We start from the raw sequence: 21,881 nt of genomic DNA, 5'->3' as shown, positions 1-21,881 counted from the left end.
TCCTTTGTACGACGCACTCGAACCGAGCGGGCCGGCGACGGAGCGTAAGCCGTGTGGAGTCCGGACCGACCGGCGGGTCGCGGCGCACGCCTTCGGGGGAAAACGGGTGAGTTTACCCACCTCCATCTCACGGCACACGCTCCGACGCCGTATTTTGTTCCTCTATGCGGCTGAACTTTTGTTGATCTGTGGTCAGTTGAGGGGGCAAGGGGCCTACCCTTCACCAGGTGAACCACTTGATGTCCCGCGAGTCCGATCCCGAGCTGCCCGAGGACGCCTCCCTGCCCGGCACACTGCCCGAACCCCTGCGGGCAGAGCTGATCGCCTTCCGGCGCGATCTGCACATGCACCCCGAGCTCGGCAACCAGGAGTTCCGTACCACCGCGGCCATCAAGGCCCGGCTGGAGAAGGCCGGGCTCGAACCCCGGGTGCTCTCCACCGGGACCGGGCTGATCTGCGACGTGGGCACATCGGGAGGGGCACGGAGCTCGGACGAGGGCGGTGACCGGCGGGCGGGCGACACGCGGCCCATGCTCGCCCTGCGCGCGGACATCGACGCCCTGCCCATTCCGGACACCAAGACCGGCGTTCCCTACCGCTCCACCGTCCCGGACCGGGCACATGCCTGTGGGCACGACATTCACACCACGACCGTCCTCGGCGCCGGGCTCGTCCTCGCCGAGCTCGACCGGCAGGGGCTGCTGCCGCACCCCGTGCGGCTGATCTTCCAGCCCGCCGAGGAGGTGCTGCCCGGTGGGGCGGCCGATGCGATCGAGGCCGGGGTGCTGGAGGGCGTCGGGCGGATCATCGGGGTGCACTGCGACCCGAGGGTCGATGTGGGGAGGATCGGGCTGCGGGCCGGGCCGATCACCTCGGCCTGCGACCGGCTGGAGGTCACCCTGGACGGACCCGGCGGTCACACCGCCCGTCCGCATCTGACCACCGACCTGGTCACCGCCGCCGCGAAGGTGGCCACCGAGGTGCCCGCGCTGCTCGCCCGCCGGGTCGACGCCCGCTGGGGGCTCGCGGTCACCTGGGGGCGGCTGGTGGCCGGGCACGCGTGCAATGTGATCCCGCAGCACGCCGAACTGTCCGGGACGGTCCGCTGCCTGGATCTGGCGGCGTGGCGGGAGGCGCCGGATCTGGTCCATGCCGCCATCGACGAGGTGGCCGGAATGTACCGGGCCAAGTCCGTGATCAACTACGTCCGTGGGGTCCCGCCGGTCGTGAACGACCTGGGGACGACCGAGCTGCTGGCCGCCGCCATGGCCGGGCGCCGCGGATCGTATGCGATCGAGGACACCGAGCAGAGCCTCGGCGGGGAGGACTTCTCCTGGTATCTGGAGCACGTTCCGGGGGCCATGGCACGGCTCGGCGTGCGTACGCCCGGAGACACCCGGCGTCTTGACCTGCACCGCGGAGACTTCGATGCGGACGAGGAGGCGATCACTGTTGGCGTGGAGCTGTTCACCGCCGCGGCTTTGCTCGACGGTAACCGCTCGTAACCGGACAGGTCACCGCCGGTTCGCGACGATCCGATAACGGCTTCCGTACAGGGCTTTATCTGACATCTACGCGCGTTACGATCGCGGCGAAACCAGCGCCGGAAGAGGCGCTTCGGTCAGGTTTGAAGGAGCCTTCCCTTGCGCCGGGTATCCAAGATCACCGCTGCGTGTGCCGTCACTGCGGCTCTCGCGCTCACCGCCACCGCGTGTGGCAAGTCGTCCGACGAGAGCACCAGCTCCGACAAGGGCCAGATGAAGATCGGCATGGCCTTCGACGTGGGCGGCCGTGGCGACAACTCGTTCAACGACTCCGCCGCTCGCGGCCTGGACAAGGCCAAGGCCGAGTTCAAGGCCCAGACGAAGGAGCTCACCGCCAAGAACGGTGAGACCCCCGCCGACCGCGAGCAGCGTCTGGAGTCGCTCGCCGAGGGTGGCTACAACCCGGTCATCGCGATCGGCTTCGCGTACAAGGACGCGGTCGACAAGATCGCCCCGAAGTACCCGAAGGTCGACTTCGGCCTGGTCGACTCCGTTTCCGACGCCAAGAACGTCGCCTCCATCGTGTTCACCGAGGAGCAGGGCTCGTACCTCGCCGGTGTCGCGGCCGCGCTGAAGTCGAAGGACGGCCAGGTCGGCTTCATCGGCGGTGTGGACCTTCCGCTGATCAAGAAGTTCGCCGCCGGCTACCAGCAGGGTGTCCTGGACACGAACCCGAAGGCCAAGGTGCAGATCCAGTACCTGTCCACCGGTTCGGACCTGTCCGGCTTCGGCAGCCCCGACAAGGGCAAGGCCGCCGCCAAGGGCATGCTCGACAAGGGTGCGGACGTCATCTTCGCCGCCGCGGGCGGTTCGGGTGCCGGCACGATCGAGGCCGTCGCAGGTCAGAAGGGCGCCTGGGCCATCGGTGTCGACTCCGACCAGGCTCTGGACCCGGCGCTGTCGAAGTACAAGGACTCGATCCTGACCTCGGTCGTCAAGAACGTCGACGCCGGTGTCTACGACCTGATCAAGTCCGTCAAGGACGGCAAGCCGCTCACCGGCGTCCAGACGTACTCCCTGGCCAAGGGCGGCGTTTCGCTGACCACCACGGGTGACCACATCACGGACATCCAGGCCAAGCTCGACGAGGCGAAGAAGAAGATCGTCGACGGCACGATCACGGTCAAGACCACGCTCTGATCCTCCCGTCGATCGGGGCCCGCGGGGAGCTGCTTCGGTTGCTCGCCCGGGCCCCGATTTCGCGTACATGCCCGGACCCTGCATTTCCGTAGCCGTACGCACACGGTCTGCCACCCGCTACCGGGTGGCCAACGATTCGGTGGCGCTACGCGCGTAGCGTCCGCCGGACGCGGTACCTTTTTTCGCCCCCTCGCCTGCGTCCTCACCGCCTCCGCCTCCGCTCCTGTCAAGGAGAGTGCGTCATCAACGCGTCCAGCAGTCCTCATGCCGTGGAGCTCCGCGGCATCACCAAGCGATTCCCCGGGGTCGTGGCCAACCACGACATCGACATCACCGTGCGCCGCGGCACCGTCCACGCTCTCGTCGGCGAGAACGGCGCCGGCAAGTCCACTCTGATGAAGATCCTGTACGGCATGCAGAAGCCGGACGAGGGCACCATCGCGGTGGACGGCGAGCAGGTCTCGTTCCACAACCCCGGCGACGCCATCGCACGCGGCATCGGCATGGTGCACCAGCACTTCATGCTCGCCGACTACCTGACCGTCCTGGAGAACGTCGTCCTCGGCTCCGAGAAGCTGTTCGGGATCGGCGACCGGGCCCGCGCCAGGATCAAGGAGATCTCCGACGCGTACGGCCTCGGCGTCCGTCCGGACGCCATGGTCGAGGACCTCGGCGTCGCCGACCGCCAGCGCGTGGAAATCCTCAAGGTCCTCTACCGCGGTGCCCGCACGCTGATCCTCGACGAGCCGACCGCCGTCCTCGTGCCGCAGGAGGTCGACGGACTCTTCGACAACCTGCGCGAGCTCAAGGCCGAAGGCCTGACCGTCATCTTCATCTCGCACAAGCTCGGCGAGGTGCTCTCCGTCGCCGACGAGATCACGGTGATCCGGCGCGGTACGACGGTGGGCACCGCCGACCCGGCGAACACCACGACCAAGCAGCTCGCCGAGCTGATGGTCGGCAGCGAGCTGCCGTCGCCGGAGACCCGCGAGTCGACCGTCACCGACACGCCGATGCTCACCGTCGACGACCTGCGACTGACCGCGACCGACCCGGACGGAGTGGTGCGTGCCGTGCTCGACGGCATCACCTTCACCATCCACAAGGGCGAGGTCCTCGGCATCGCGGGCGTCGAGGGCAACGGCCAGTCCGAACTGGTCGACGCCATCATGGGCATGCGCGCCCTCGACCACGGCGTGCTCACCCTGGACGGCGCCGACATCTCCCGAACCCCGACGCGCAAGCGCCGGGAGGACGGCATGGCCGTCATCCCGGAGGACCGCCACCGGCACGGACTGCTGCTGGAAGCCCCGCTCTGGGAGAACCGCATCCTCGGTCATGTCACCGAGCGGCCCAACAGCAAGGGCGCGTTCCTCGACCTCAAGGCGGCCCGCGCGGACACCGAGCGGATCGTGCGCGAGTACGACGTCCGCACCCCCGGCATCGAGGTCACAGCGGCCTCGCTCTCCGGCGGCAACCAGCAGAAGCTGATCGTCGGCCGCGAGATGAGCCACTCCCCGAAGCTGCTGATCGCCGCGCACCCCACCCGGGGCGTGGACGTCGGCGCGCAGGCGCAGATCTGGGACCAGATCCGCGAGGCGCGTCGCGAGGGTCTGGCGGTGCTGCTGATCTCCGCCGACCTGGACGAGCTGATCGGGCTCTCCGACACCCTGCGCGTCATGTACCGCGGCCGGCTGGTCGCGGACGCCGACCCGGCGACCATCACCCCGGAAGAGCTCGGCTCGGCGATGACGGGAGCGGCCAGCGGCCATCTCGAGGCGCCGACCGAGTCCGGTACGGATGCGGAGTCCCGTCCGGACTCCGCCGACACCGACCCCCGGAACGGGGGAGAGGACCGATGAAGAAGTTCGACAAGGAGCGGCTGCTCCTGGGGATCGCGGCCCCCGTACTCGCGATCGTGGTCGCGTTCCTGGTGACCGCCCTCGTGCTGGCCGCCACCGGCAAGGAACCGTTCAGCGCGTTCGGCATCATGTTCGACTACGGGGTGAAGTCGGACAGCCAGGTCTACATCCTCAACAAGGCGACGACGTACTACCTCGCAGGTCTCGCGGTTGCCGTCGGCTTCCGGATGAACCTCTTCAACATCGGCGTCGACGGCCAGTACCGCCTCGCCGCCTTCTTCGCCGCCGCCGTCGGTGGCGCGCTGACCCTGCCGGGCGCCCTCCAGATCCCGCTGATCATCCTCACCGCGATGATCGTCGGCGCGATGTGGGCCGGGATCGCCGGTGTCCTCAAGGTCACCCGGGGCGTCAGCGAGGTCGTCTCGACGATCATGCTGAACGCCATCGCGACCGCCGTCATCGGCTACCTGCTCCAGCAGGGCCGCCTCGGTCACCTCGACGAGGCCGGCACGAAGATCTCCACCAACCCGCTCCCGGAGTCCTCGCACTTCTTCGAGTTCCCGACCACCCCGACGCCCGTCTGGGGCTTCATCGTGGTCGCGATCGTCGCGGGCATCGCCTACTGGTTCACGCTCTCGCGCACCCGGTTCGGCTTCGATCTGCGTACCGTCGGCCAGTCCGGCTCCGCGGCCGAGGCCAGCGGTGTCGACGTCAAGAAGATGGTCGTCACCTCGATGCTGATCTCCGGCGCGGTGGCCGGCCTCATCGGCATGCCGACGCTGCTCAACGACAGCTACGAGTACAGCGGCGACTTCCCCATCGGTATCGGCTTCACCGGCATCGCCATCGCCCTCCTCGGCCGCAACCACCCCGTCGGCATCGCGCTCGGCGCGCTGCTCTGGGGCTTCCTGGAGCGCGGCACCGGAAAGCTCGAGTTCGAGGGGTACGACAAGGAGATCGTCGGCGTCATCCAGGGCGTCATCGTCCTGTGCGTCGTCATCGCGTACGAAGTCGTCCGCCGCTACGGACTCAAGCGCCAGCAGAGCAAGGTCGGCGCGGAACTCGCCGCACAGGCCGCCCGTAACTCCGACCAGCAGGAGGTGTCGGCGTGACCGCCACGGCGACTTCCACCCCGCCGCCCGCGGCCCCCAAGGTCTCCGGTGGCAGCGGCCGCACCCGCCTCTCCTTCCCCGTCGTCCTGCTGATCGTCGCGGGCGCGCTGCTCGCGCTGTCAGCGGTGCGCGCCATCACCGGCGCGCAGGACGTCACCTCTGCCGGGCAGATCAGCGCGGCGCTCGCGATGGCCGTGCCGATCGGGCTCGCCGGTCTCGGCGGCCTGTGGGCCGAGCGGGCCGGTGTGGTCAACATCGGCCTCGAAGGCATGATGATCCTCGGCACGTTCTTCGGTGCCTGGGCCGGCTGGCAGACCAGCCCCTGGCTCGGTGTGCTGGCCGGGGTCATCGGCGGCATGCTCGGCGGGCTGCTGCACGCCGTCGCGACCGTCACCTTCGGTGTCGACCACATCATCTCCGGTATCGCCATCAACATCCTGGCGCTCGGGTTCACCACCTACTTCGCCAAGCTCTGGTTCAACACGGGTGAGGCGGCGGCCAAGGGTGGCAGCCCCAAGCAGTCACCGCCGGCCGACGACATCACCTCCGTGACGATTCCCGGCCTGTCGGGCTGGCTGCACTCGATCGAGAAGCATCACTGGTTCTTCGTCTCCGACGTGGCCGGTGTCATCGGCGGTCTGATCACCAATGTGTCGCTGCTGACGATCCTGGCCGCGGTCCTCTTCGTCGTGACCTTCTTCGTCCTGTGGAAGACCTCGTTCGGGCTGCGGCTGCGCTCCTGCGGCGAGAACCCGGTCGCCGCCGAATCGCTCGGCGTGAACGTCTACCGCTACAAGTACATCGCGGTGATCATCTCGGGCGGCATGGCCGGACTCGGCGGTGCCTTCCTCTCCCTGGTGACCTCGCACATCTACAACGAGGGCCAGACCGGCGGACGCGGATACATCGGTCTCGCCGCGATGATCTTCGGTAACTGGCGGCCCGGCGGACTCGCCATGGGTGCGGGCCTGTTCGGCTTCGCCGACGCGCTCCAGCTGCGCAACGGCGGCGAGTCCGTCCACGCGCTGCTGCTCCTGCTGTTCGTCGTGCTGGCCGCGCTCGCCGCCTTGAAGCTCTACCGCAAGAGCTTCGTCCAGGGCGTGGCCAGCGCCGTCGTCGCCGTCGCCGTGCTGGTGTGGTACCTCGCCACGGACACGGTGCCCACCGAGTTCGTGAGCGCCACCCCCTACATCGTCACGCTGCTCGTCCTCTCTCTCTCCGCGCAGCGACTGCGGATGCCGAAGGCGGACGGCATGCGGTACCGGAAGGGCCAGGGCAAGTGACCGCGGCCGCCGACGTCGACTGGGACGCCCTGCGCGTCGCCGCCCGGGACGCCATGTCCCGGGCGTACGCCCCCTACTCGGGCTACCCGGTAGGCGTCGCGGCGCGCGTCGACGACGGCCGCACGGTGGTCGGCTGCAACGTCGAGAACGCCTCGTACGGACTGAGCCTGTGCGCCGAGTGCGGCCTGGTCTCGCAGCTCAACGCCACCGGCGGCGGCCGGCTGACCCACTTCACCTGTGTGGACGGGGCGGGCGAGATCCTGGTCCCGTGCGGCAGGTGCCGGCAGCTGCTGTACGAGTTCGGCGGGCCCGAGCTCGTCCTGGAGACCCCGGACGGCCTCCGCACGCTCGACGACATGCTGCCGCAGGCCTTCGGCCCGGACCATCTGAAGTAGAACTGCTGTGGCCCTCCCGCCCGTTGGGAGGGCCACACCCTTATCCACCCTCTATGCGCGTAGAGTCATTCGGGACTCCTGCGTACGTACCGGCCGGAAGGACTCCCAGGACATGGACGCCATCTCCGTCATCCGCACCAAGCGCGACCGGGGCGAGCTGACCCCCGAGCAGATCGACTGGGTCATCGACGCCTACACCCGCGGCGAGGTCGCCGACGAGCAGATGTCCGCACTGGCCATGGCGATCCTGCTGAACGGTATGAACCGTACGGAGATCGCCCGGTGGACCGCCGCAATGATCGCCTCCGGCGAGCGGATGAACTTCGACTCGCTCTCCCGCCCCACCACCGACAAGCACTCCACCGGCGGCGTCGGCGACAAGATCACCCTGCCGCTCGCCCCGCTGGTCGCGGCCTGTGGAGCCGCGGTGCCGCAGCTCAGCGGCCGCGGTCTCGGCCACACCGGCGGCACTCTCGACAAGCTGGAGTCCATCTCCGGCTGGCGCGCCCACCTCTCGAACGCCGAGATGCTCGACGTCCTGGACACCACCGGCGCCGTGATCTGCGCCGCCGGTGACGGTCTGGCCCCCGCCGACAAGAAGCTGTACGCGCTCCGCGATGTCACCGGCACCGTCGAGGCCATCCCGCTGATCGCCAGCTCGATCATGTCCAAGAAGATCGCCGAGGGCACCGGCGCGCTGGTCCTGGACGTCAAGGTCGGCTCCGGCGCCTTCATGAAGACCATCGAGGACGCCCGTGAACTGGCCTCGACCATGGTCGCGCTGGGCACCGACAGCGGCGTGCGGACGGTCGCGCTCCTCACCGACATGGCCACCCCGCTCGGCCTGACCGCGGGCAACGCGCTTGAGGTCCGTGAGTCGGTCGAGGTCCTGGCCGGCGGCGGCCCCAAGGATGTCATCGACCTCACCCTCGCCCTGGCCCGCGAGATGCTCGACGCGGCCGGACTCAAGGACGCCGACCCGGAGAAGGCCCTGGCCGACGGCTCCGCGATGGACGTCTGGCGCCGGATGATCTCCGCCCAGGGCGGTGACCCGGACGCCACGCTCCCGGTCGCCCGCGAGCAGCATGTGGTGGCGGCCCACACCTCCGGCGTACTGACCCGTCTCGACGCGTACGACATCGGCGTCGCCGCCTGGCGCCTCGGCGCGGGCCGGGCCCGCAAGGAGGACCCGGTACAGGCGGGCGCGGGCATCGAAATGCACGCCAAGCCGGGCGACACGGTGACCAAGGGCCAGCGGCTGCTGACACTGCACACGGACACCCCGGAGAAGTTCGAGTACGCGCTGAAGGCCCTGCCCGGGTCGTTCGACATCGCCCCGGCCGGCACGGAGTTCACCGCCACCCCGGTGGTGCGGGAACGTATCGCCTGACCTGCGGCTTACCCGTACGGGTGAACGGGACCGGTGGACTGCTGCCGGTCCCGTTCGGCATGCTGGACTCGGTGACGCACCGATAGAGGAGACCGCCATGGGCGCACTCACCGTCGACCCTGTGCCGGGCAGCGGCCACGGCTGGGACGACCTCGTCCGGATCTGGGAGGAGACGGACGCGCCTGAGGGCTGCAAGGTGGAGATCATCGAGGGGATCGTCACCGTGTCGCCACCGCCGTCCAAGGACCACAATCTCACTGCGGCGCTGCTGCAGCGCAGGCTCTACTCCGTGATTCCGGAGGACTGGGAGATCTTCCAGACCCTCGCTGTCTCGGTGCCGGGACGGGCCGGGCTCTACATCCCTGATCTCGTTGTCCTGCCGCGTGCCGTGGCGACCGGGCCGGGCAACCGCGTACCGGCGGAAGAGGCCCGGCTCGTCGTCGAGATCACCTCTCGGGACAATGCCAACCACGACCGCATCGGCAAGGCGCACGGATACGCGAAGGCGGGTGTCGAGCTGTTCCTGCTTCTCGACCCGTGGCACTCCGGCCGCCCGACCGCCACCCTGTACGGCGAACCCGGCGATGGCACCTACCGGGTCCTGGACGCGGTCGAGTACGGGGAGAAGCTGACCTTGCCGGAGCCGTTCCGGCTGGATCTGGACACCGGGGTCTTTCCGGTCAGTTGAGAAGCCGCGTCGCGCAGCGATGAGTTCCGGGCGTTGCGGCGGTCTCCTTCGTGTGGATCCCATGACCCCGAAGGCTCTGGTCATCGCCGGTCGCGTCACCGGGCCCGACGTGCCGGCGCTCTGCGCCGAGCTGGAGTCCCTGCTGTACGACTCCGAGGGCGGGGTCCGCGACCCGGACGCCGGGGTGGACTGCGACCTGGGCGGGGTCGTACAGGCGGATCTGGTCCTGGTCGAGGCGATAGCGCGGCTGGGGCTTGTCGCGCGACGGGCGGGCGGCAGACGGCTGCGGCTGCGCAATGTGCCGCCCGAACTGCGGAACCTGCTGGAGTTGGTGGGGCTGGCCGACGTCGTGAACGTGGAGGAGCGGTGCCGGGACTGAGCCTCCGGCCCCGCGCCGCTCAGCCCGCCTCCGACGCGTTCCTCCGCCCTGTGCCCCGCCTCACGCCCGGTCGGCCTCGAGGTGGTCCGGCAGACCGAAGAGCGTGAACCAGCGGGGTGTGTCCAGGAAGCAGTGCAGTCCGGTGATCGCACCGTCCGAGATGTCGATGACCTGCACCGCCCACGGCACGAAGCCGGGGCCGTCCGGATTCGGCTTGTAGTGGGCGAAAGCCGGGGTGCCGTTCGCCGCGGTCGCCACCAGGCGGGAGCCCTCGCAGCCCGCGCCGATGGAGACCATGAAGCCCGTGATGTCGTGGTGCCCCTGGAGCCAGAGGTCGAACGGCGGCATCGTCATCACGGCGTCCTCATGGAGCAGCGCGGTCAGCGCCGCCATGTCATAGCCCTCGAACGCCGCCACGTACCGCTCGAGGAGCTTGCGCTGCTCCTCGTCGAGCGGGTCCGCGGTGTCGGCGGTCAGTCCCTCGTTCTCGGCGAGGGTCGCCCTGGCCCGCTGCAGGGCGCTGTTGACCGAGGCGACCGAGGTGTCGAGCAGCTCGGCGACCTCGCTCGCCCTCCAGGCCAGCACCTCGCGCAGGATCAGCACGGCCCGCTGCTTGGGCGGTAGATGCTGCAGCGCGGCGACGAACGCGAGGCGCACCGACTCCCGTACCACCGCGGCCTCCGCGGGGTCGGCCACCGACGGCAGGATCCGCCCGTCCGGCATCGGCTCCAGCCAGGTGTTCTCCGGCAGTGGGTTGAGCGCGGCCCGGGCGAGCGGTGTCGGGCCCGTCAGATCGACCGGCCGGGCCCTCTTCTTCCCCGCGTTCAGCATGTCGAGGCAGACGTTGGTGGCGATCCGGTACAGCCAGGAGCGCAGCGAGGAACGGCCCTCGAACTTCTCGAAGTTGCGCCAGGCGCGCACCAGCGTGTCCTGTACGGCGTCCTCCGCCTCGAAGGCCGAGCCGAGCATCCGGTAGCAGTAACCGGTCAGCTCGACCCGGTGTCCCTCCAGACGGCTGTCGATGTCCGCCGCTGCCGTCAGATCACTCATCGCTCCACCCCTGTTGCGTTGTGTCACCGCTCACTCGGCACTTCGGAAGCTACAGGAGGCCACTGACAACGGGGGCGGGAAGTACCGAAGCCGCTCGCGTTATGGTCACGTTCCGGGCTTGCGCCCGTACACGTACACGTCGTCGCCGTTCTTCAGCAGATTCCAATATGCCTTGGCGTCCGCGTCCCGCATGTTGACGCAGCCGTGCGACCCCGGCGGGTTCCACATCTTCAGACCGACCGAGTGGAACGCCTGCCCGCCGTCGAAGAACTGCGAGTACGGCATCCACACGTGGTAGAGCGACGACCAGTGCTTGATGTGCCGCAGATAGATCTTCTTCGACCCGGTGCGGGTCTCGTACCCGTTCCGCCCGCTGCGGATCGGCACCGGGCCGTACTTCAGCTTGGCGCCGTCCTGGATCCAGCTCAGCTGCCGGGTCAGGTCCACGCACGCGATGCGCCCCTTGTTGGTGGGGCACTTCTTGTCCTTGTTGGGGTTCTTGCCGGCCGCCTTCTGGGCCGTGAGCGTCTTCATCGTCTGCCAGGTGATCGGTCCCGCGTACCCGATGTCCGGGGTGATCCCGTAGGTGCGCTGGAACGACTGGATCGCCTTGCAGTCGGCTGCCGACTGCTTGCCGTCGACCGTCCGGTGCAGGTAGTTCTCGACCTGCTTCTGGTACGGCCCGGTGGACGTGGTGCAGGATGCGGCCTGCGCGGAGGCGCCCGATCCGAGCACGAGCACCGGTGCTGCCATCAGTCCGGCGACGGACAGCGCCACCGCGCGCCGCATCCGGACTCCCCGTATGTTCCCTACGACTCCCATGTACGCCAACTCCCCTTCGCGCGCTGTGCGGTGGTTCCGCCTGCTAGACGCGCGTCGGGGAGTGGATGGTTGTGCGCCGTATGTCTCAGTTCTGTACGGACGCCACCGGTACGAGCCGGTGTCGCTCGGCCCGGGCGACCCGCGACCCGTACAGCGTGATCGAGACGACGCCGAGGACCGCGAGCAGTCCCATGGACACCGTGCCCGCCCAGCCACCGGCGTGGAAGGCGATCGCGCCGAGCGTGCCGCCCGCGCTGGAGCCCAGGTAGTACGCGGACTGGTAGAGCGCCGACGCCTGCGCCCGGCCCTTCGTCGCGGTCCGGCTCACGGACGACGAGGCGACCGCGTGGCCTGCGAAGAAGCCCGCCGTGATCAGGACCAGGCCGAGCAGTACGGCGGCCAACTGGTCGGCGAGCGAGAGCAGCAGACCGGCAGCCGTGGTGGAGACGGCCAGGTAGAGCGCGCCCCGGCGGCCGAGCCGGGCGACGAGCCTGCCGGCCGCGGCGGACGACACCGTACCGACGAGGTAGACCAGGAAGATCGAGCCGATGACGCCCTGCGGGAGGTTGAACGGTTCGCCGATCAGCCGGTAGCCGATCACCGTGTAGACCGCGCCGAACACCGTCATGAACAGGGCGCCGATCGCGTACAGCCTGCGTAGCAGCGGATCGGCGAGGTGTCCGCCCACCGTCTTCGCCAGGGCCTTCGGGTTCAGTGTGCCGGGCGTGAAGTTACGGGCCTTCGGGATCATGAAGTGGAAGACGACCGCGCAGGCCACGGCCAGCAGTCCGACCGCGCCGAGTGCTGCCCGCCAGCCCCACAGCTGGGCGATCCAGCCGGTGAGGATGCGGCCGCTCATGCCGCCGATGCTGTTGCCCGCCACGAACAGTCCGATCGCGGCGACCAGCGCCTTCGGCCGTACCTCCTCGGCCAGGTACGCCATCGCGGAGGCGGGCAGCCCGGCCAGTGCCGCGCCCTGGACGGCGCGCAGGGCGATCAGCCAGCCGAGCGAGGGGGCGAACGGTACGAGCAGGCCCACCAGTACGGCGACCGTCAGCGAGGCGGTCATCAGCTGCCGCCGTCCGAACCGCTCGGAGAGCGCACTCATCGGCAGCACACACAACGCCAGCGCACCCGTCGCCGCGGAGACCGTCCAGCTGGCCTGTCCGGCCGTGGCGCCGAAACCGGCGGAGACGGCGGGCAGCAGTGCCTGGGTGGAGTAGAGGAGTGCGAACGTCGCGACACCGGCGGCGAAGAGCGCGAAGCTCATCCGGCGGTAGCCGGGGCCGCCGGGCTCCAGCCGGTCCGGAACGGCGGCGGCAGCGGGGGCGACGGGCGATGACGGGGCTGAGGCGTCCAGCGTGAGGGTGGACGCCTTGGTACTGGCAGGAGGCATACCTCGAAAGTAGATCGCTCCGATTCATGCGTCCAATGCACGAACTTGCGATAATCAATCCCATGGTGCATGAACGCAGCTCACAGCCTCGGCTGTCACCGAGTAGTTACGAAGAAGACATTCGCGCCGTCCTCGCGCCGCGGCTCGCCTACTTCGAGGCGGTGGCCCGCCACGAGCACGTCACCCGCGCCGCGCACGAGCTCGGCGTCCCGCAGTCCACCCTGTCGCGGGCGATGGTCAGGCTGGAACAGGACCTGGGGGTAGCCCTGTTCGCCCGCAGGGGCCGTACCGTTTCCCTCACCCCCGCGGGCCGTACCTTCCTGGGCTCCGCCGAGCGTGCCCTCGCCGAGGTGGAGCGGGCCGCGGAGTCGGTACGGGCCGACGCCGATCCGACCGCGGGCAAGGTGGCCTTCGGGTTCCTGCACACGATGGGCTCGGAGACCGTTCCCGCGCTGATCCGGGCCTTCCGCGCCGACCATCCCCGCGTGCGCTTCCAACTCGTGCAGAACTACGGCGAGGCGATGATCGAGCGGCTCCGGGCCGGCGGCCTCGACCTCTGCCTCACCTCACCCGTCCCGGACGCCCCCGACCTGGTGGCCCGCCGCCTCGACGAGCAGCGGCTGCGCCTGGTCGTCCCCGACGACCACCGCCTCGCCTCCCGCAGGCGCATCCGCCTGGCCGAGGCCGCCGACGAGGCGTTCGTGACCCTGGAGCCGGGGTACGGCCTGCGGCGGATCACCGACGACCTGTGTGCGGAGGCGGGCTTCACGCCCCGTGTGGCGTTCGAGGGCGAGGAGGCGGAGACCCTGCGCGGCCTGGTGGCCGCCGGCCTGGGCGTGGCCCTGCTGCCGCCGCCCGCGGTGGCCCGCCCGGGCGTCGTCGAACTGACGGTCACGGCCCCGCGCGCGGCCCGTGAGATCGGCGTGGCCTGGCTGGACGGCCACCCGGACACACCCCCGGTGGCGGCGTTCAAGCAGTTCCTGCTGTCGCGCCGGGGGCACCTGCTGCCGGACTGACGGGCGGTGGCGCGTGTGGGAGAAGTCGGGCAGCGGATTCCGGGTGTCCAGGATCGGGGCTGCGGCGCGAAGCCCTTCCGAGTGGTGTGCAAGCCGGCTCGTCGCTCTGCCGCCCCTGACACCTCGGGCGGCCACAGGGCGTCCCGCGTGCCCTAGGACTTCAACGACCGCCCGAATCCCGACGCCAGGGGCATCCGCAGTCCCAGAGGCGGGGGCGCCGCCAGGGCGTCGGCGACCGGGCGGGCATATGTCCGTCCGAACAGCGATCCCCGTACGAAGTCCACTGCCAGCGCCACCACTTCGGCCCGGTGCTGGCGCAGGGAGTGGCCGTCCGAGTGGACCTCGAAGCGGCAGGTGTCCCGGTTGGCCTTCTTGGCGCGCTGGGCCAGCCGGAACGACAACTCAGGGTCGGAGCGCGCGTCGTTCGTGCCGTGGACGAGCAATACCTGGCGGCCCAGCAGATGTTTCACCGGTTCCGGCTCGACCGACGGGTCCTCGGGCAGCCAAGGGGCCATCGCCAGCACCGAGTTGACCGCAGGGTGGCCGCCCGCACGCAGCGCCGCACGGCCGCCCATGCCGTGACCGGCCAGGCAGACGGGGACGTCGCCGTACCGTCGCACGACCTCCTCCACCGCCCACTCGGCGTCCGCCGCGAGCTGCGCGTCCGTGGCGTTCCAGCCGCGGCAGCGGTAGCGCACGACATGCGCGGCGAGCCCGTCGTCCTGGCCGGCGCGTGCCAGGGTGCGGGCGAGCGGCAACTGGAGCGCGTACGACAGAGGGGAAGGGCGGCGGTGCGAGTCGGCCTCGCCGTCCGGGAGCAGCAGGACCACGCCGCTGACCGCAGGTTGTGCTCCGGCCGTCTTCACGGCCCGTCCCAGCCTCGGAGCAGGCAGGGGGAGTGCGCGCTGTGCCATGACAGAACAGTGTCAGAAGGACAGGTGTACTCCACCCGTATTTGCGGTCACCGTTACGTATCGGCGCGCGGCGCTCTACGCGCGTAGGCGTTAGAGTGCCCAGATGATGAGCCCGACCCTCCATGTGCCCGGCCCCGACCAGATCCGGCGCGCCCCCAAGGTGCTGCTCCACGACCACCTCGACGGCGGTCTGCGTCCCGGCACGATCATCGACCTGGCCCGTGACGCGGGCTACGAAGCCCTTCCCGAGACCGAAGCGGACAAGCTCGGCATCTGGTTCCACGAGGCGGCCGACTCCGGCTCGCTGGAGCGCTACCTGGAGACGTTCGCCCACACCTGCGCCGTCATGCAGACCCGCGAGGCACTGGTCCGGGTGGCCGCGGAGTGTGCCGAGGACCTCGCGGCGGATGGTGTCGTCTACGCGGAGGTGCGGTACGCCCCCGAGCAGCACCTGGAAGCCGGGCTGACCCTCGAAGAGGTCGTCGAAGCGGTCAACGAGGGCTTCCGCGAGGGTGAGCGCCGGGCCCGGCTGGACGGCAACCGGATCCGGGTGGGCGCCCTTCTCACCGCGATGCGGCACGCCGCCCGCGCCCTGGAGATCGCCGAACTCGCCAACCGCTACCGGGATCTGGGCGTCGTCGGCTTCGACATCGCGGGTGCCGAGGCGGGCTACCCACCCACCCGTCACCTCGACGCCTTCGAGTACCTCAAGCGCGAGAACAACCACTTCACCATCCACGCGGGTGAGGCCTTCGGCCTGCCGTCGATCTGGCAGGCGCTCCAGTGGTGCGGCGCAGACCGGCTCGGCCACGGCGTCCGCATCATCGACGACATCGAGGTCGCCGAGGACGGCAGTGTGACGCTCGGCCGTCTCGCCTCGTACGTACGGGACAAGCGCATCCCGCTGGAGATGTGCCCGACCTCCAACCTCCAGACCGGCGCCGCCGCCTCGTACGCCGAGCACCCGATCGGGCTGCTGCGCAGGCTGCACTTCAGGGCCACCGTGAATACGGACAACCGGCTGATGAGCGGTACGACCATGAGTCAGGAATTCGAGCGGCTGACCGAGACCTTCGGATACACGCTCGACGACATTCAGTGGTTCACAGTCAATGCGATGAAATCAGCGTTCATTCCTTTCGATGAACGTCTGGCGATGATCAATGACGTGATCAAGCCCGGATATGCCGAGCTGAAGTCGGAGTGGCTCTTCGAGCAGACCGCTGCGACCAGCGCATCTTCCGCTTCCGCGGGCTGAATTACGCTTCTGTGACAAACGGCCGGGAAGATCAGATCCCGGCCGTTTGCTGCGTCCGTCATGTTTGCGGTAGGGGTAGTGCGCTGGCTAGTTTGCAGAGCCGCTCGCATCCCCTTCCTCAAGGATGAATTTCACATGAAGCAGTCTGCTGCCAGGACTCTCGGTGTCGCCGCTCTCGGTGCCGCTTTCGCCGCTGCCGCCGCCGGTACGGCCTCCGCCGCCGCGCTTCCCCTCGACACCGCGACCTCCGCCCTGCCGACCGCCGCTCTGCCGATCGCCGGCTCCGCGCTGGGGACCGCCACCCAGTCCCTGCCGGTTCAGGACACGGCCACGAAGCTCCTCGGCAGTGGCCAGACCGAGATCCTCAACGGCGCCACCGCCCCGGCCAAGGGCCTGCTCGGCGGGCTGCCCGCCGGTGGCATGACCACCAGCGGCCTGTCGACCAATGGTCTTCCGCTCGGCGGCTGACCTCGCGCATACGTGAGTGGGGCGGGCACCCGGACCGGGTGCCCGCCCCACTCACGTATGTCCCGGGACTACCAGGCGGTGGTGGCCGCCGACGCCTTCTCGACCGGCAGCAGCAGCCACAGCGCCAGATAGAGCAGGAACTGCGGGCCCGGCAGCAGACACGAAACGAGGAAGATCACGCGCATGGTCCCCGCGGATGTGCCGAAGCGCCGTGCCAGCGCTGCGCACACTCCGCCGATCATGCGTCCGTCACGGGGGCGGGCAAGAGCGGCCATGGTGGGCTCCTTCGCGAACCGTTGCTGAGGAGCAGCTCCGTCGTGCTCCCCGGGTATCCATGGTGGCCCGGCGAACAGGGGCAAAGCGTCGCTCTACGGTGCGATGCCGACCCTGGAAATCGTAGGGGTCGACCCCTGAGGCGACTCGTCCCTGGGTCGGGGAACCGGTCGTACCCGGTCCTGGCCGCGGCGGCGCAGCCGCTTCCGGCACACCGGCACGACCAGCAGATGGGCGAGCCCCACACCCACGGTGTTCAGCAGCAGCGAGTCGACATCGACGACCTGACCCGGCACGCCGGTCTGCGCCAGCTCGATCGTCAGCGAGATCAGCGACCCGGCGGCGACGGTACGGGCCAGCGAGGCCCACGGGGACACATGGAGCCGTCCCCCGGCCATGGGCAGCAGCACCCCCAGCGGCGCCAGCAGCAGCAACCCCTCACCGATCCGGTGCGCCGCCTCGACCGGGCCGAGGGACAGGTCCGTCCTTATACCGGCGAAGGGCCGAAGATTGGCGGCCGTCATCCACGGCACATCCAGCGGGCGCAGAGTCAGCCACCCGACAAGCAGCAGATGCGCGAGGAGGAGAAACACCCCGACCGCGCGGAAGCGGATGACGGCTTGGCCGCCCGAACCTTGACGCACGCCCCCCAAGACGCGGCTACCGGCAGGATCGGTTCCGCCCCGCCCCAGGATGACCTGAAGACCACACGGCAGCCCGGGGGCCGGACCTCAGGACAGCTTGGCCGCGCCGAGCGTCGGCACGGCCTCCGGCCGGGCCTTCGTCTCCGAGGTGCACAGATAGGCGCGCGGCGCATAATTCCCCGGCCCACCGAGCACCACCGTGCCGTCCGAGGCCAGCGACTCGCTCTCCGCGTACGTGCACACGATCTGTGCCAGAGCCTCCGACGGCAGGTCCTCAGGCTGCTCACTGAGCCGTAGCGCGGCCGCCGGATCGTCTCCGCGGGCCCCGCTGATCTGCAGGGCCGCCGGTACGTCGGTGGAGAAGCCGGCCTGCCGCTCATCGGCGGCCGGTTCCTCCTGAAGCTCGTCGAGGAGAGCCTGCGCGACCCGGATCCGGTCCGACTTCGCTTCGTGGATCTGCACCGAGCGGTCCACCGTGACCAGCTGCGAGGCACAGATCAGATAGATCTGCACCGGGATCCCCTGCATCGCCTGTGTGCTGACGTCCTCCGCGGACATCGAGCACGGCACCCGGGACGGCGCGGCCCCGGCGTCGACCGGCACCGACGTGGTCCTGATGCCGCACCCGGCGGCCAGCACGGCGCAGACGACGGCGCCGGCCAGTGCTCCGGCCGTGCGGCGCGCCCGCCGCCTACCACGGTTGCTGCGCCTCACGTCGCGTCCCCCTCGTCGTCCCGGGCTTCGGCTCCGTGGTGCCGCCCGGTGCCGGTGAGCTCTTCGGCATCGCGCGGCAGACGCAGCACGAACACCGCGCCGTCGCCGTCCGGCGAATTCGCGGCCGTGATGTCACCGCCGTGGATGTGCGCGTTCTCCATGGCGATCGACAGACCGAGCCCGCTGCCCTCCGAACGCGGCCGGGAGGCACTGGCCTTGTAGAAGCGGTCGAAGACGTGCGGCAGGACGTCCTCCGGGATGCCCGGGCCGTGGTCGCGCACCTCGATGACGAGTTCGTCGCCGTCGGTCCGTACCGATACGCGTACCGGCGATCCGCCGTGCTTCAGCGCGTTGCCGATCAGATTCGCCAGGATCACATCGAGCCTGCGCGGATCGAGGCGGACCATCATGCCGCGCTCGGCGTCCAGATCCACCGCGTCCAGCCAGGCGCGGGCGTCGATGCAGGCGGTGACCTGGTCGGCGACATCGACCGTGTCGAGGACGAGCCGGGCCGTACCCGCGTCGAAGCGGGTGACCTCCATCAGGTTCTCCACCAGGTCGTTCAGCCGCCTGGTCTCGCTGACCACCAGATGCACGGCGGGCGCGATCATCGGGTCAAGGCTGTCGGCCTCGTCCTCCAGCACCTCGGCGACCGCGGTGATCGCGGTGAGCGGGGTGCGCAGTTCGTGCGACATGTCGGCGACGAACCGGCGGCTGGACTCCTCCCGCGCGCTCATGTCCGCGACCTTCTTCTCCAGAGAACTCGCGGCTCTGTTGAACGTACGGGAGAGATCGGCGAGTTCATCGGTGCCGGACACCACGAGCCGGGTGTCGAGCTTGCCCTCACCGAGCTTGCGCGCCGCGTCACCGAGCCGCTGCACCGGCCGCAGCACCGTCGTCGCGGCGGCCTGCGCGAGCAGCGCGGAGCCGACCAGAGCGAGTCCGGTGGCGATCCCCAGCGACCACGCGAGGGAGTTGAGGTCCTGCCGCTCCTGGTCGAGCGACTTCAGCATGTAACCGGTCGGACCACCACCGATGATCCTCGTGCCGGCCACCAGGTAGGGCGTACCGCGGATCGAGGTGCGCTGCCAGAACAGGTGGTACGGGTACGTGTTGCCCGCCTCCGCCGGCTGCTTCCTGTTGACCTGCTGCTGCAACGAGAGCGGCACGTTGTCGAGCGTGAACGTGTCCAGATTGGAGTTGCCCACGATCGGCTTGTCGCCGTCGCGCTTGTCGACGAGGAGCACGCTGTAACCAGGACTGCTGCTCGCCATCTGCACGGCGGCGTTCTGCAGATCGTCCTTGGTGGGGCGCAACGGCAGCGACGCCGCCCGGTTCTGCATCTCCTGCCGGAAGTCCCCGAGCGCCGCGTCCTGCGTACGCGTCAGCACGGCCTCGCGGTTGAGCCAGTACGCGATCCCCGACGCGGACACCGCGGCGGTCAGCGCCACCAGCGCGAACACGACGACGAGCCGCAGCCGCAGACTGGTCCAGCGAAGACCGGCGAGCAGGCTGCGCTTGGCAGCAGCGGTCACTGCGGCGAGTCCAGCCGGTAGCCCACGCCCCGCACCGTACGGATCAGGGTCGGCGAGGACGGTACGTCCTCCACCTTGGCGCGCAGCCGCTGCACACAGGCGTCGACGAGCCGGGAGTCACCGAGATAGTCGTGCTCCCACACCAGCCGCAGCAACTGCTGCCGCGACAGGGCCTGTCCGGGTCTGCGGCTCAGCTCCAGCAGGAGCCGCAGCTCGGTCGGCGTGAGCTGCAGGTCCTCCCCGTTCTTGGTCACCGTCATCGCGGAACGGTCGATGACCACATTGCCGAACGTCGCCGAGTCGGTGGACTCGCGCTCGCCGCGGCGCAGCACCGCACGGATCCGGGCGTCGAGCACCCGGCCCTGCACGGGCTTGACCACATAGTCGTCGGCGCCGGACTCCAGTCCGACCACGACGTCGATGTCGTCGCTGCGCGCCGTCAGCAGAATGATCGGCAGCTGGTCGGTGCGCCGGATGCGCCGGCACACCTCGAAACCGTCGATGCCGGGCAGCATCACATCCAGCACGATCAGGTCCGGCCGCTGCTCGCGCAGCAGTTTCAGGCCGTCCTCTCCCGTCGCCGCGGTGGCCACACGGTGGCCCTGGCGTGACAACGAGAGTTCGAGGGCCGTGCGGATGGCGTCGTCGTCCTCGATCAGCAACAGGAAAGGCACGGGGGTCATTCTGGCCCATGGGAGAGCCTCAGTTCGACCGTTGGAGGCCTCTCATTCGGACGGCACGCCGGTCGGAGGGGCTGTGACAGGTCTGTGACAGTCGGCGGACAGCGCCATGAAACTGCCCGGGCAAGCTCAGTGGCACATGGAACGGACGGACTCCACCGACGGGGGGCGCGAGATGAACGCACTGCACAGCACCACCTCAAGCGCAGTTGTCACGCGTCTCCACGACGTCGGCAGGAGCACCGAGAAGTCCGGTGCCGCAGGGCGGGGGTGCGTTCGTGGTGTCGGACGTCAGCACACGTCGTACATGACGGTGGTCGACGCATCTGCGGGGGCCGACGGGGGAGCGGTGTACGGGGAGGGCCCGGGGGAGCGGAAGCCACTGACGGAGACCGCGGACGCCGAAGCGGCGTTCACGGCCTACGTCCAGGAGCGCCGCGCCTCCCTGTACGCAACCGCCTACCACCTGACCGGTGACCGGTTCGAGGCCGAGGACCTGCTGCAGAGCGCCCTCTTCTCGACGTACCGGGCATGGGACCGGATCAGCGACAAGGCGGCGGTCGGCGGGTACCTGCGCCGCACCATGACCAATCTGCACATCAGCGCCTGGCGCCGGCGCAAGCTGAACGAATACCCGACCGAGGAGCTGCCGGAGACGGCGGGCGACACGGACGCGATGCGCGGTACGGAGCTGCGCGCCGTGCTCTGGCAGGCGCTGGCGCGGCTGCCGGAACTCCAGCGCACGATGCTGGTCCTGCGGTACTACGAGGGGCGCACGGACCCGGAGATCGCGTCGATACTCGGCATCAGTGTCGGCACGGTGAAGTCGAGCATCTGGCGGTCGTTGCGACGACTGCGCGAGGACGAGGTGCTGAGCTTCGGCCGTGACGAGGAGGAGTCCTTCGGCGAGTTGGTGGCCTGAAGGCAGCGGGGGGAACCGGGGGAAACGGGGCCTGCCGCTTCGGGGGAAGCGGTGGGTTCACGGGGGAACACAGCAGGGTCGGACGGGCCGGGGGGTCCTGTCCGGCCCTGCGGTGCGTCTGGGGAGGGGATGGGTGCGGGGTGGGCGGGGGCGTCCTCGCGGGCTCTGCCCCGGACCCCGGTCCTCAATCGCTGGAAAGGGTCGCCAGCAGTAGATTGACTGGCCTGGTTTTCCTCGGTGTTGCTCTGAATCCTTTCGGCCTCTTTGGGCTGTTCCGGTTGCTGGGTGACCTTTCTGGGCGGGGCGCGTTACGTATGTGAGTCCGATGATCGGACACAGTCGTGGACGGTCGGGCGGGGGTGCAGGAGTGCGGCGGAAGGTCCCGTTGGGTGAGGG

Annotated in this window: 22 protein-coding genes; 13 read left to right on the top strand and 9 right to left on the bottom strand. The window is 69.6% G+C overall.

Features of this window, described 5'->3' with window-relative positions; translation table 11 throughout:
• The first annotated feature begins 239 nt into the window (after positions 1-239).
• From OHA03_RS09520 to OHA03_RS09480, 9 genes are all read left to right on the top strand, one after another.
• The gene (locus OHA03_RS09520; RefSeq protein WP_267007988.1) at positions 240-1,505 is read left to right on the top strand and encodes an amidohydrolase; all 1,266 of its coding nucleotides are present in this window, start codon (positions 240-242) and stop codon (positions 1,503-1,505) included.
• A 138-nt stretch (positions 1,506-1,643) separates the two neighbouring features.
• Positions 1,644-2,684 (top strand): BMP family protein, encoded by a 1,041-nt coding sequence (locus OHA03_RS09515; RefSeq protein WP_267002717.1) that lies wholly within the window; start codon positions 1,644-1,646, stop codon positions 2,682-2,684.
• Positions 2,685-2,953: 269 nt separating this feature from the next.
• On the top strand, positions 2,954-4,546 hold the full coding sequence (locus tag OHA03_RS09510; protein ID WP_267002715.1) for an ABC transporter ATP-binding protein: 1,593 nt from the start codon (positions 2,954-2,956) through the stop codon (positions 4,544-4,546).
• Positions 4,543-5,658: an ABC transporter permease gene (locus tag OHA03_RS09505; RefSeq protein WP_267002713.1), complete on the top strand. Its 1,116-nt coding sequence runs from the start codon at positions 4,543-4,545 to the stop codon at positions 5,656-5,658. Before OHA03_RS09510 ends, OHA03_RS09505 begins: the two co-directional genes overlap by 4 nt.
• Positions 5,655-6,941 (top strand): ABC transporter permease, encoded by a 1,287-nt coding sequence (locus tag OHA03_RS09500; RefSeq protein WP_267002711.1) that lies wholly within the window; start codon positions 5,655-5,657, stop codon positions 6,939-6,941. Before OHA03_RS09505 ends, OHA03_RS09500 begins: the two co-directional genes overlap by 4 nt.
• Positions 6,938-7,336, top strand: coding sequence for a cytidine deaminase (locus OHA03_RS09495; RefSeq protein ID WP_267002709.1), 399 nt, complete (start codon positions 6,938-6,940; stop codon positions 7,334-7,336). Before OHA03_RS09500 ends, OHA03_RS09495 begins: the two co-directional genes overlap by 4 nt.
• Before the next feature lie 112 nt (positions 7,337-7,448).
• The gene (locus tag OHA03_RS09490) at positions 7,449-8,726 is read left to right on the top strand and encodes a thymidine phosphorylase (RefSeq protein WP_267002707.1); all 1,278 of its coding nucleotides are present in this window, start codon (positions 7,449-7,451) and stop codon (positions 8,724-8,726) included.
• A gap of 97 nt (positions 8,727-8,823) precedes the next feature.
• Entirely contained in the window at positions 8,824-9,414 is a 591-nt protein-coding gene (locus OHA03_RS09485) for a Uma2 family endonuclease (protein WP_267002705.1), read from the top strand.
• A 61-nt stretch (positions 9,415-9,475) separates the two neighbouring features.
• Positions 9,476-9,793 (top strand): STAS domain-containing protein, encoded by a 318-nt coding sequence (locus OHA03_RS09480; protein ID WP_267002703.1) that lies wholly within the window; start codon positions 9,476-9,478, stop codon positions 9,791-9,793.
• A 60-nt stretch (positions 9,794-9,853) separates the two neighbouring features.
• Here OHA03_RS09480 and OHA03_RS09475 read toward each other — a convergent pair whose 3' ends face one another.
• From OHA03_RS09475 to OHA03_RS09465, 3 genes are all read right to left on the bottom strand, one after another.
• Entirely contained in the window at positions 9,854-10,870 is a 1,017-nt protein-coding gene (locus OHA03_RS09475; protein WP_323181187.1) for a sigma-70 family RNA polymerase sigma factor, read from the bottom strand.
• 78 nt (positions 10,871-10,948) lie between these two features.
• A complete protein-coding gene (locus OHA03_RS09470) occupies positions 10,949-11,665 on the bottom strand; it encodes a L,D-transpeptidase family protein (protein WP_267002699.1) in 717 nt (238 codons plus the stop codon).
• Positions 11,666-11,750: 85 nt separating this feature from the next.
• The gene (locus tag OHA03_RS09465) at positions 11,751-13,061 is read right to left on the bottom strand and encodes an MFS transporter (RefSeq protein ID WP_267002697.1); all 1,311 of its coding nucleotides are present in this window, start codon (positions 13,059-13,061) and stop codon (positions 11,751-11,753) included.
• A gap of 62 nt (positions 13,062-13,123) precedes the next feature.
• Here OHA03_RS09465 and OHA03_RS09460 point away from each other — a divergent pair, with 62 nt between their 5' ends.
• Positions 13,124-14,077 carry a LysR family transcriptional regulator gene (locus OHA03_RS09460; RefSeq protein ID WP_267002695.1) on the top strand — a complete coding sequence of 318 codons (954 nt, stop codon included), beginning with the start codon at positions 13,124-13,126 and terminating at the stop codon, positions 14,075-14,077.
• A 152-nt stretch (positions 14,078-14,229) separates the two neighbouring features.
• Here the strand turns inward: OHA03_RS09460 and OHA03_RS09455 are convergent, their stop codons facing one another.
• Entirely contained in the window at positions 14,230-14,991 is a 762-nt protein-coding gene (locus OHA03_RS09455; protein ID WP_267002693.1) for an alpha/beta hydrolase, read from the bottom strand.
• A gap of 103 nt (positions 14,992-15,094) precedes the next feature.
• On the opposite strand from OHA03_RS09455, the gene OHA03_RS09450 reads away from it, so the two are divergent.
• Together OHA03_RS09450 and OHA03_RS09445 are read left to right on the top strand one after the other, a co-directional pair.
• Positions 15,095-16,249 (top strand): adenosine deaminase, encoded by a 1,155-nt coding sequence (locus OHA03_RS09450; protein WP_267002691.1) that lies wholly within the window; start codon positions 15,095-15,097, stop codon positions 16,247-16,249.
• Positions 16,250-16,384: 135 nt separating this feature from the next.
• On the top strand, positions 16,385-16,717 hold the full coding sequence (locus tag OHA03_RS09445) for a hypothetical protein (RefSeq protein WP_267002689.1): 333 nt from the start codon (positions 16,385-16,387) through the stop codon (positions 16,715-16,717).
• Between the two features lie 68 nt (positions 16,718-16,785).
• Here the strand turns inward: OHA03_RS09445 and OHA03_RS09440 are convergent, their stop codons facing one another.
• The 5 genes from OHA03_RS09440 to afsQ1 form a co-directional block, all read right to left on the bottom strand.
• Positions 16,786-16,992 carry a PspC domain-containing protein gene (locus OHA03_RS09440; protein ID WP_267002687.1) on the bottom strand — a complete coding sequence of 69 codons (207 nt, stop codon included), beginning with the start codon at positions 16,990-16,992 and terminating at the stop codon, positions 16,786-16,788.
• 93 nt (positions 16,993-17,085) lie between these two features.
• The gene (locus tag OHA03_RS09435) at positions 17,086-17,634 is read right to left on the bottom strand and encodes a VanZ family protein (protein WP_267002686.1); all 549 of its coding nucleotides are present in this window, start codon (positions 17,632-17,634) and stop codon (positions 17,086-17,088) included.
• 87 nt (positions 17,635-17,721) lie between these two features.
• Positions 17,722-18,348 carry a hypothetical protein gene (locus tag OHA03_RS09430; RefSeq protein ID WP_267002685.1) on the bottom strand — a complete coding sequence of 209 codons (627 nt, stop codon included), beginning with the start codon at positions 18,346-18,348 and terminating at the stop codon, positions 17,722-17,724.
• A complete protein-coding gene (locus OHA03_RS09425; protein ID WP_267002684.1) occupies positions 18,345-19,883 on the bottom strand; it encodes a HAMP domain-containing sensor histidine kinase in 1,539 nt (512 codons plus the stop codon). Before OHA03_RS09425 ends, OHA03_RS09430 begins: the two co-directional genes overlap by 4 nt.
• The gene (gene afsQ1 / locus OHA03_RS09420; protein ID WP_189275392.1) at positions 19,880-20,557 is read right to left on the bottom strand and encodes a two-component system response regulator AfsQ1; all 678 of its coding nucleotides are present in this window, start codon (positions 20,555-20,557) and stop codon (positions 19,880-19,882) included. Before afsQ1 ends, OHA03_RS09425 begins: the two co-directional genes overlap by 4 nt.
• Before the next feature lie 181 nt (positions 20,558-20,738).
• Here afsQ1 and OHA03_RS09415 point away from each other — a divergent pair, with 181 nt between their 5' ends.
• Positions 20,739-21,485 (top strand): SigE family RNA polymerase sigma factor, encoded by a 747-nt coding sequence (locus OHA03_RS09415; protein ID WP_267007987.1) that lies wholly within the window; start codon positions 20,739-20,741, stop codon positions 21,483-21,485.
• The last annotated feature ends 396 nt before the right edge of the window (positions 21,486-21,881 follow it).

Source organism: Streptomyces sp. NBC_00154, from assembly GCF_026342835.1.
In the GTDB taxonomy this organism is placed as follows: Bacteria; Actinomycetota; Actinomycetes; order Streptomycetales; family Streptomycetaceae; genus Streptomyces.
Note: the sequence above shows the minus strand (reverse complement) of the source record. Positions and strands in the feature narration are given on the sequence as shown.

What these genes read in the sequence shown, in the direction of transcription:
- OHA03_RS09470 (WP_267002699.1), bottom strand. Translation starts at nt 11,665, where the DNA reads ATGGGAGTCGTAGGGAACATACGGGGAGTCCGGATGCGGCGCGCGGTG.
- OHA03_RS09490 (WP_267002707.1), top strand. Translation starts at nt 7,449, where the DNA reads ATGGACGCCATCTCCGTCATCCGCACCAAGCGCGACCGGGGCGAGCTG.
- OHA03_RS09460 (WP_267002695.1), top strand. Translation starts at nt 13,124, where the DNA reads ATGGTGCATGAACGCAGCTCACAGCCTCGGCTGTCACCGAGTAGTTAC.
- OHA03_RS09455 (WP_267002693.1), bottom strand. Translation starts at nt 14,991, where the DNA reads ATGGCACAGCGCGCACTCCCCCTGCCTGCTCCGAGGCTGGGACGGGCC.
- OHA03_RS09520 (WP_267007988.1), top strand. Translation starts at nt 240, where the DNA reads ATGTCCCGCGAGTCCGATCCCGAGCTGCCCGAGGACGCCTCCCTGCCC.
- OHA03_RS09415 (WP_267007987.1), top strand. Translation starts at nt 20,739, where the DNA reads ATGAACGCACTGCACAGCACCACCTCAAGCGCAGTTGTCACGCGTCTC.
- OHA03_RS09480 (WP_267002703.1), top strand. Translation starts at nt 9,476, where the DNA reads ATGACCCCGAAGGCTCTGGTCATCGCCGGTCGCGTCACCGGGCCCGAC.
- OHA03_RS09440 (WP_267002687.1), bottom strand. Translation starts at nt 16,992, where the DNA reads ATGGCCGCTCTTGCCCGCCCCCGTGACGGACGCATGATCGGCGGAGTG.
- OHA03_RS09445 (WP_267002689.1), top strand. Translation starts at nt 16,385, where the DNA reads ATGAAGCAGTCTGCTGCCAGGACTCTCGGTGTCGCCGCTCTCGGTGCC.
- OHA03_RS09450 (WP_267002691.1), top strand. Translation starts at nt 15,095, where the DNA reads ATGATGAGCCCGACCCTCCATGTGCCCGGCCCCGACCAGATCCGGCGC.
- OHA03_RS09465 (WP_267002697.1), bottom strand. Translation starts at nt 13,061, where the DNA reads ATGCCTCCTGCCAGTACCAAGGCGTCCACCCTCACGCTGGACGCCTCA.
- OHA03_RS09485 (WP_267002705.1), top strand. Translation starts at nt 8,824, where the DNA reads ATGGGCGCACTCACCGTCGACCCTGTGCCGGGCAGCGGCCACGGCTGG.
- OHA03_RS09505 (WP_267002713.1), top strand. Translation starts at nt 4,543, where the DNA reads ATGAAGAAGTTCGACAAGGAGCGGCTGCTCCTGGGGATCGCGGCCCCC.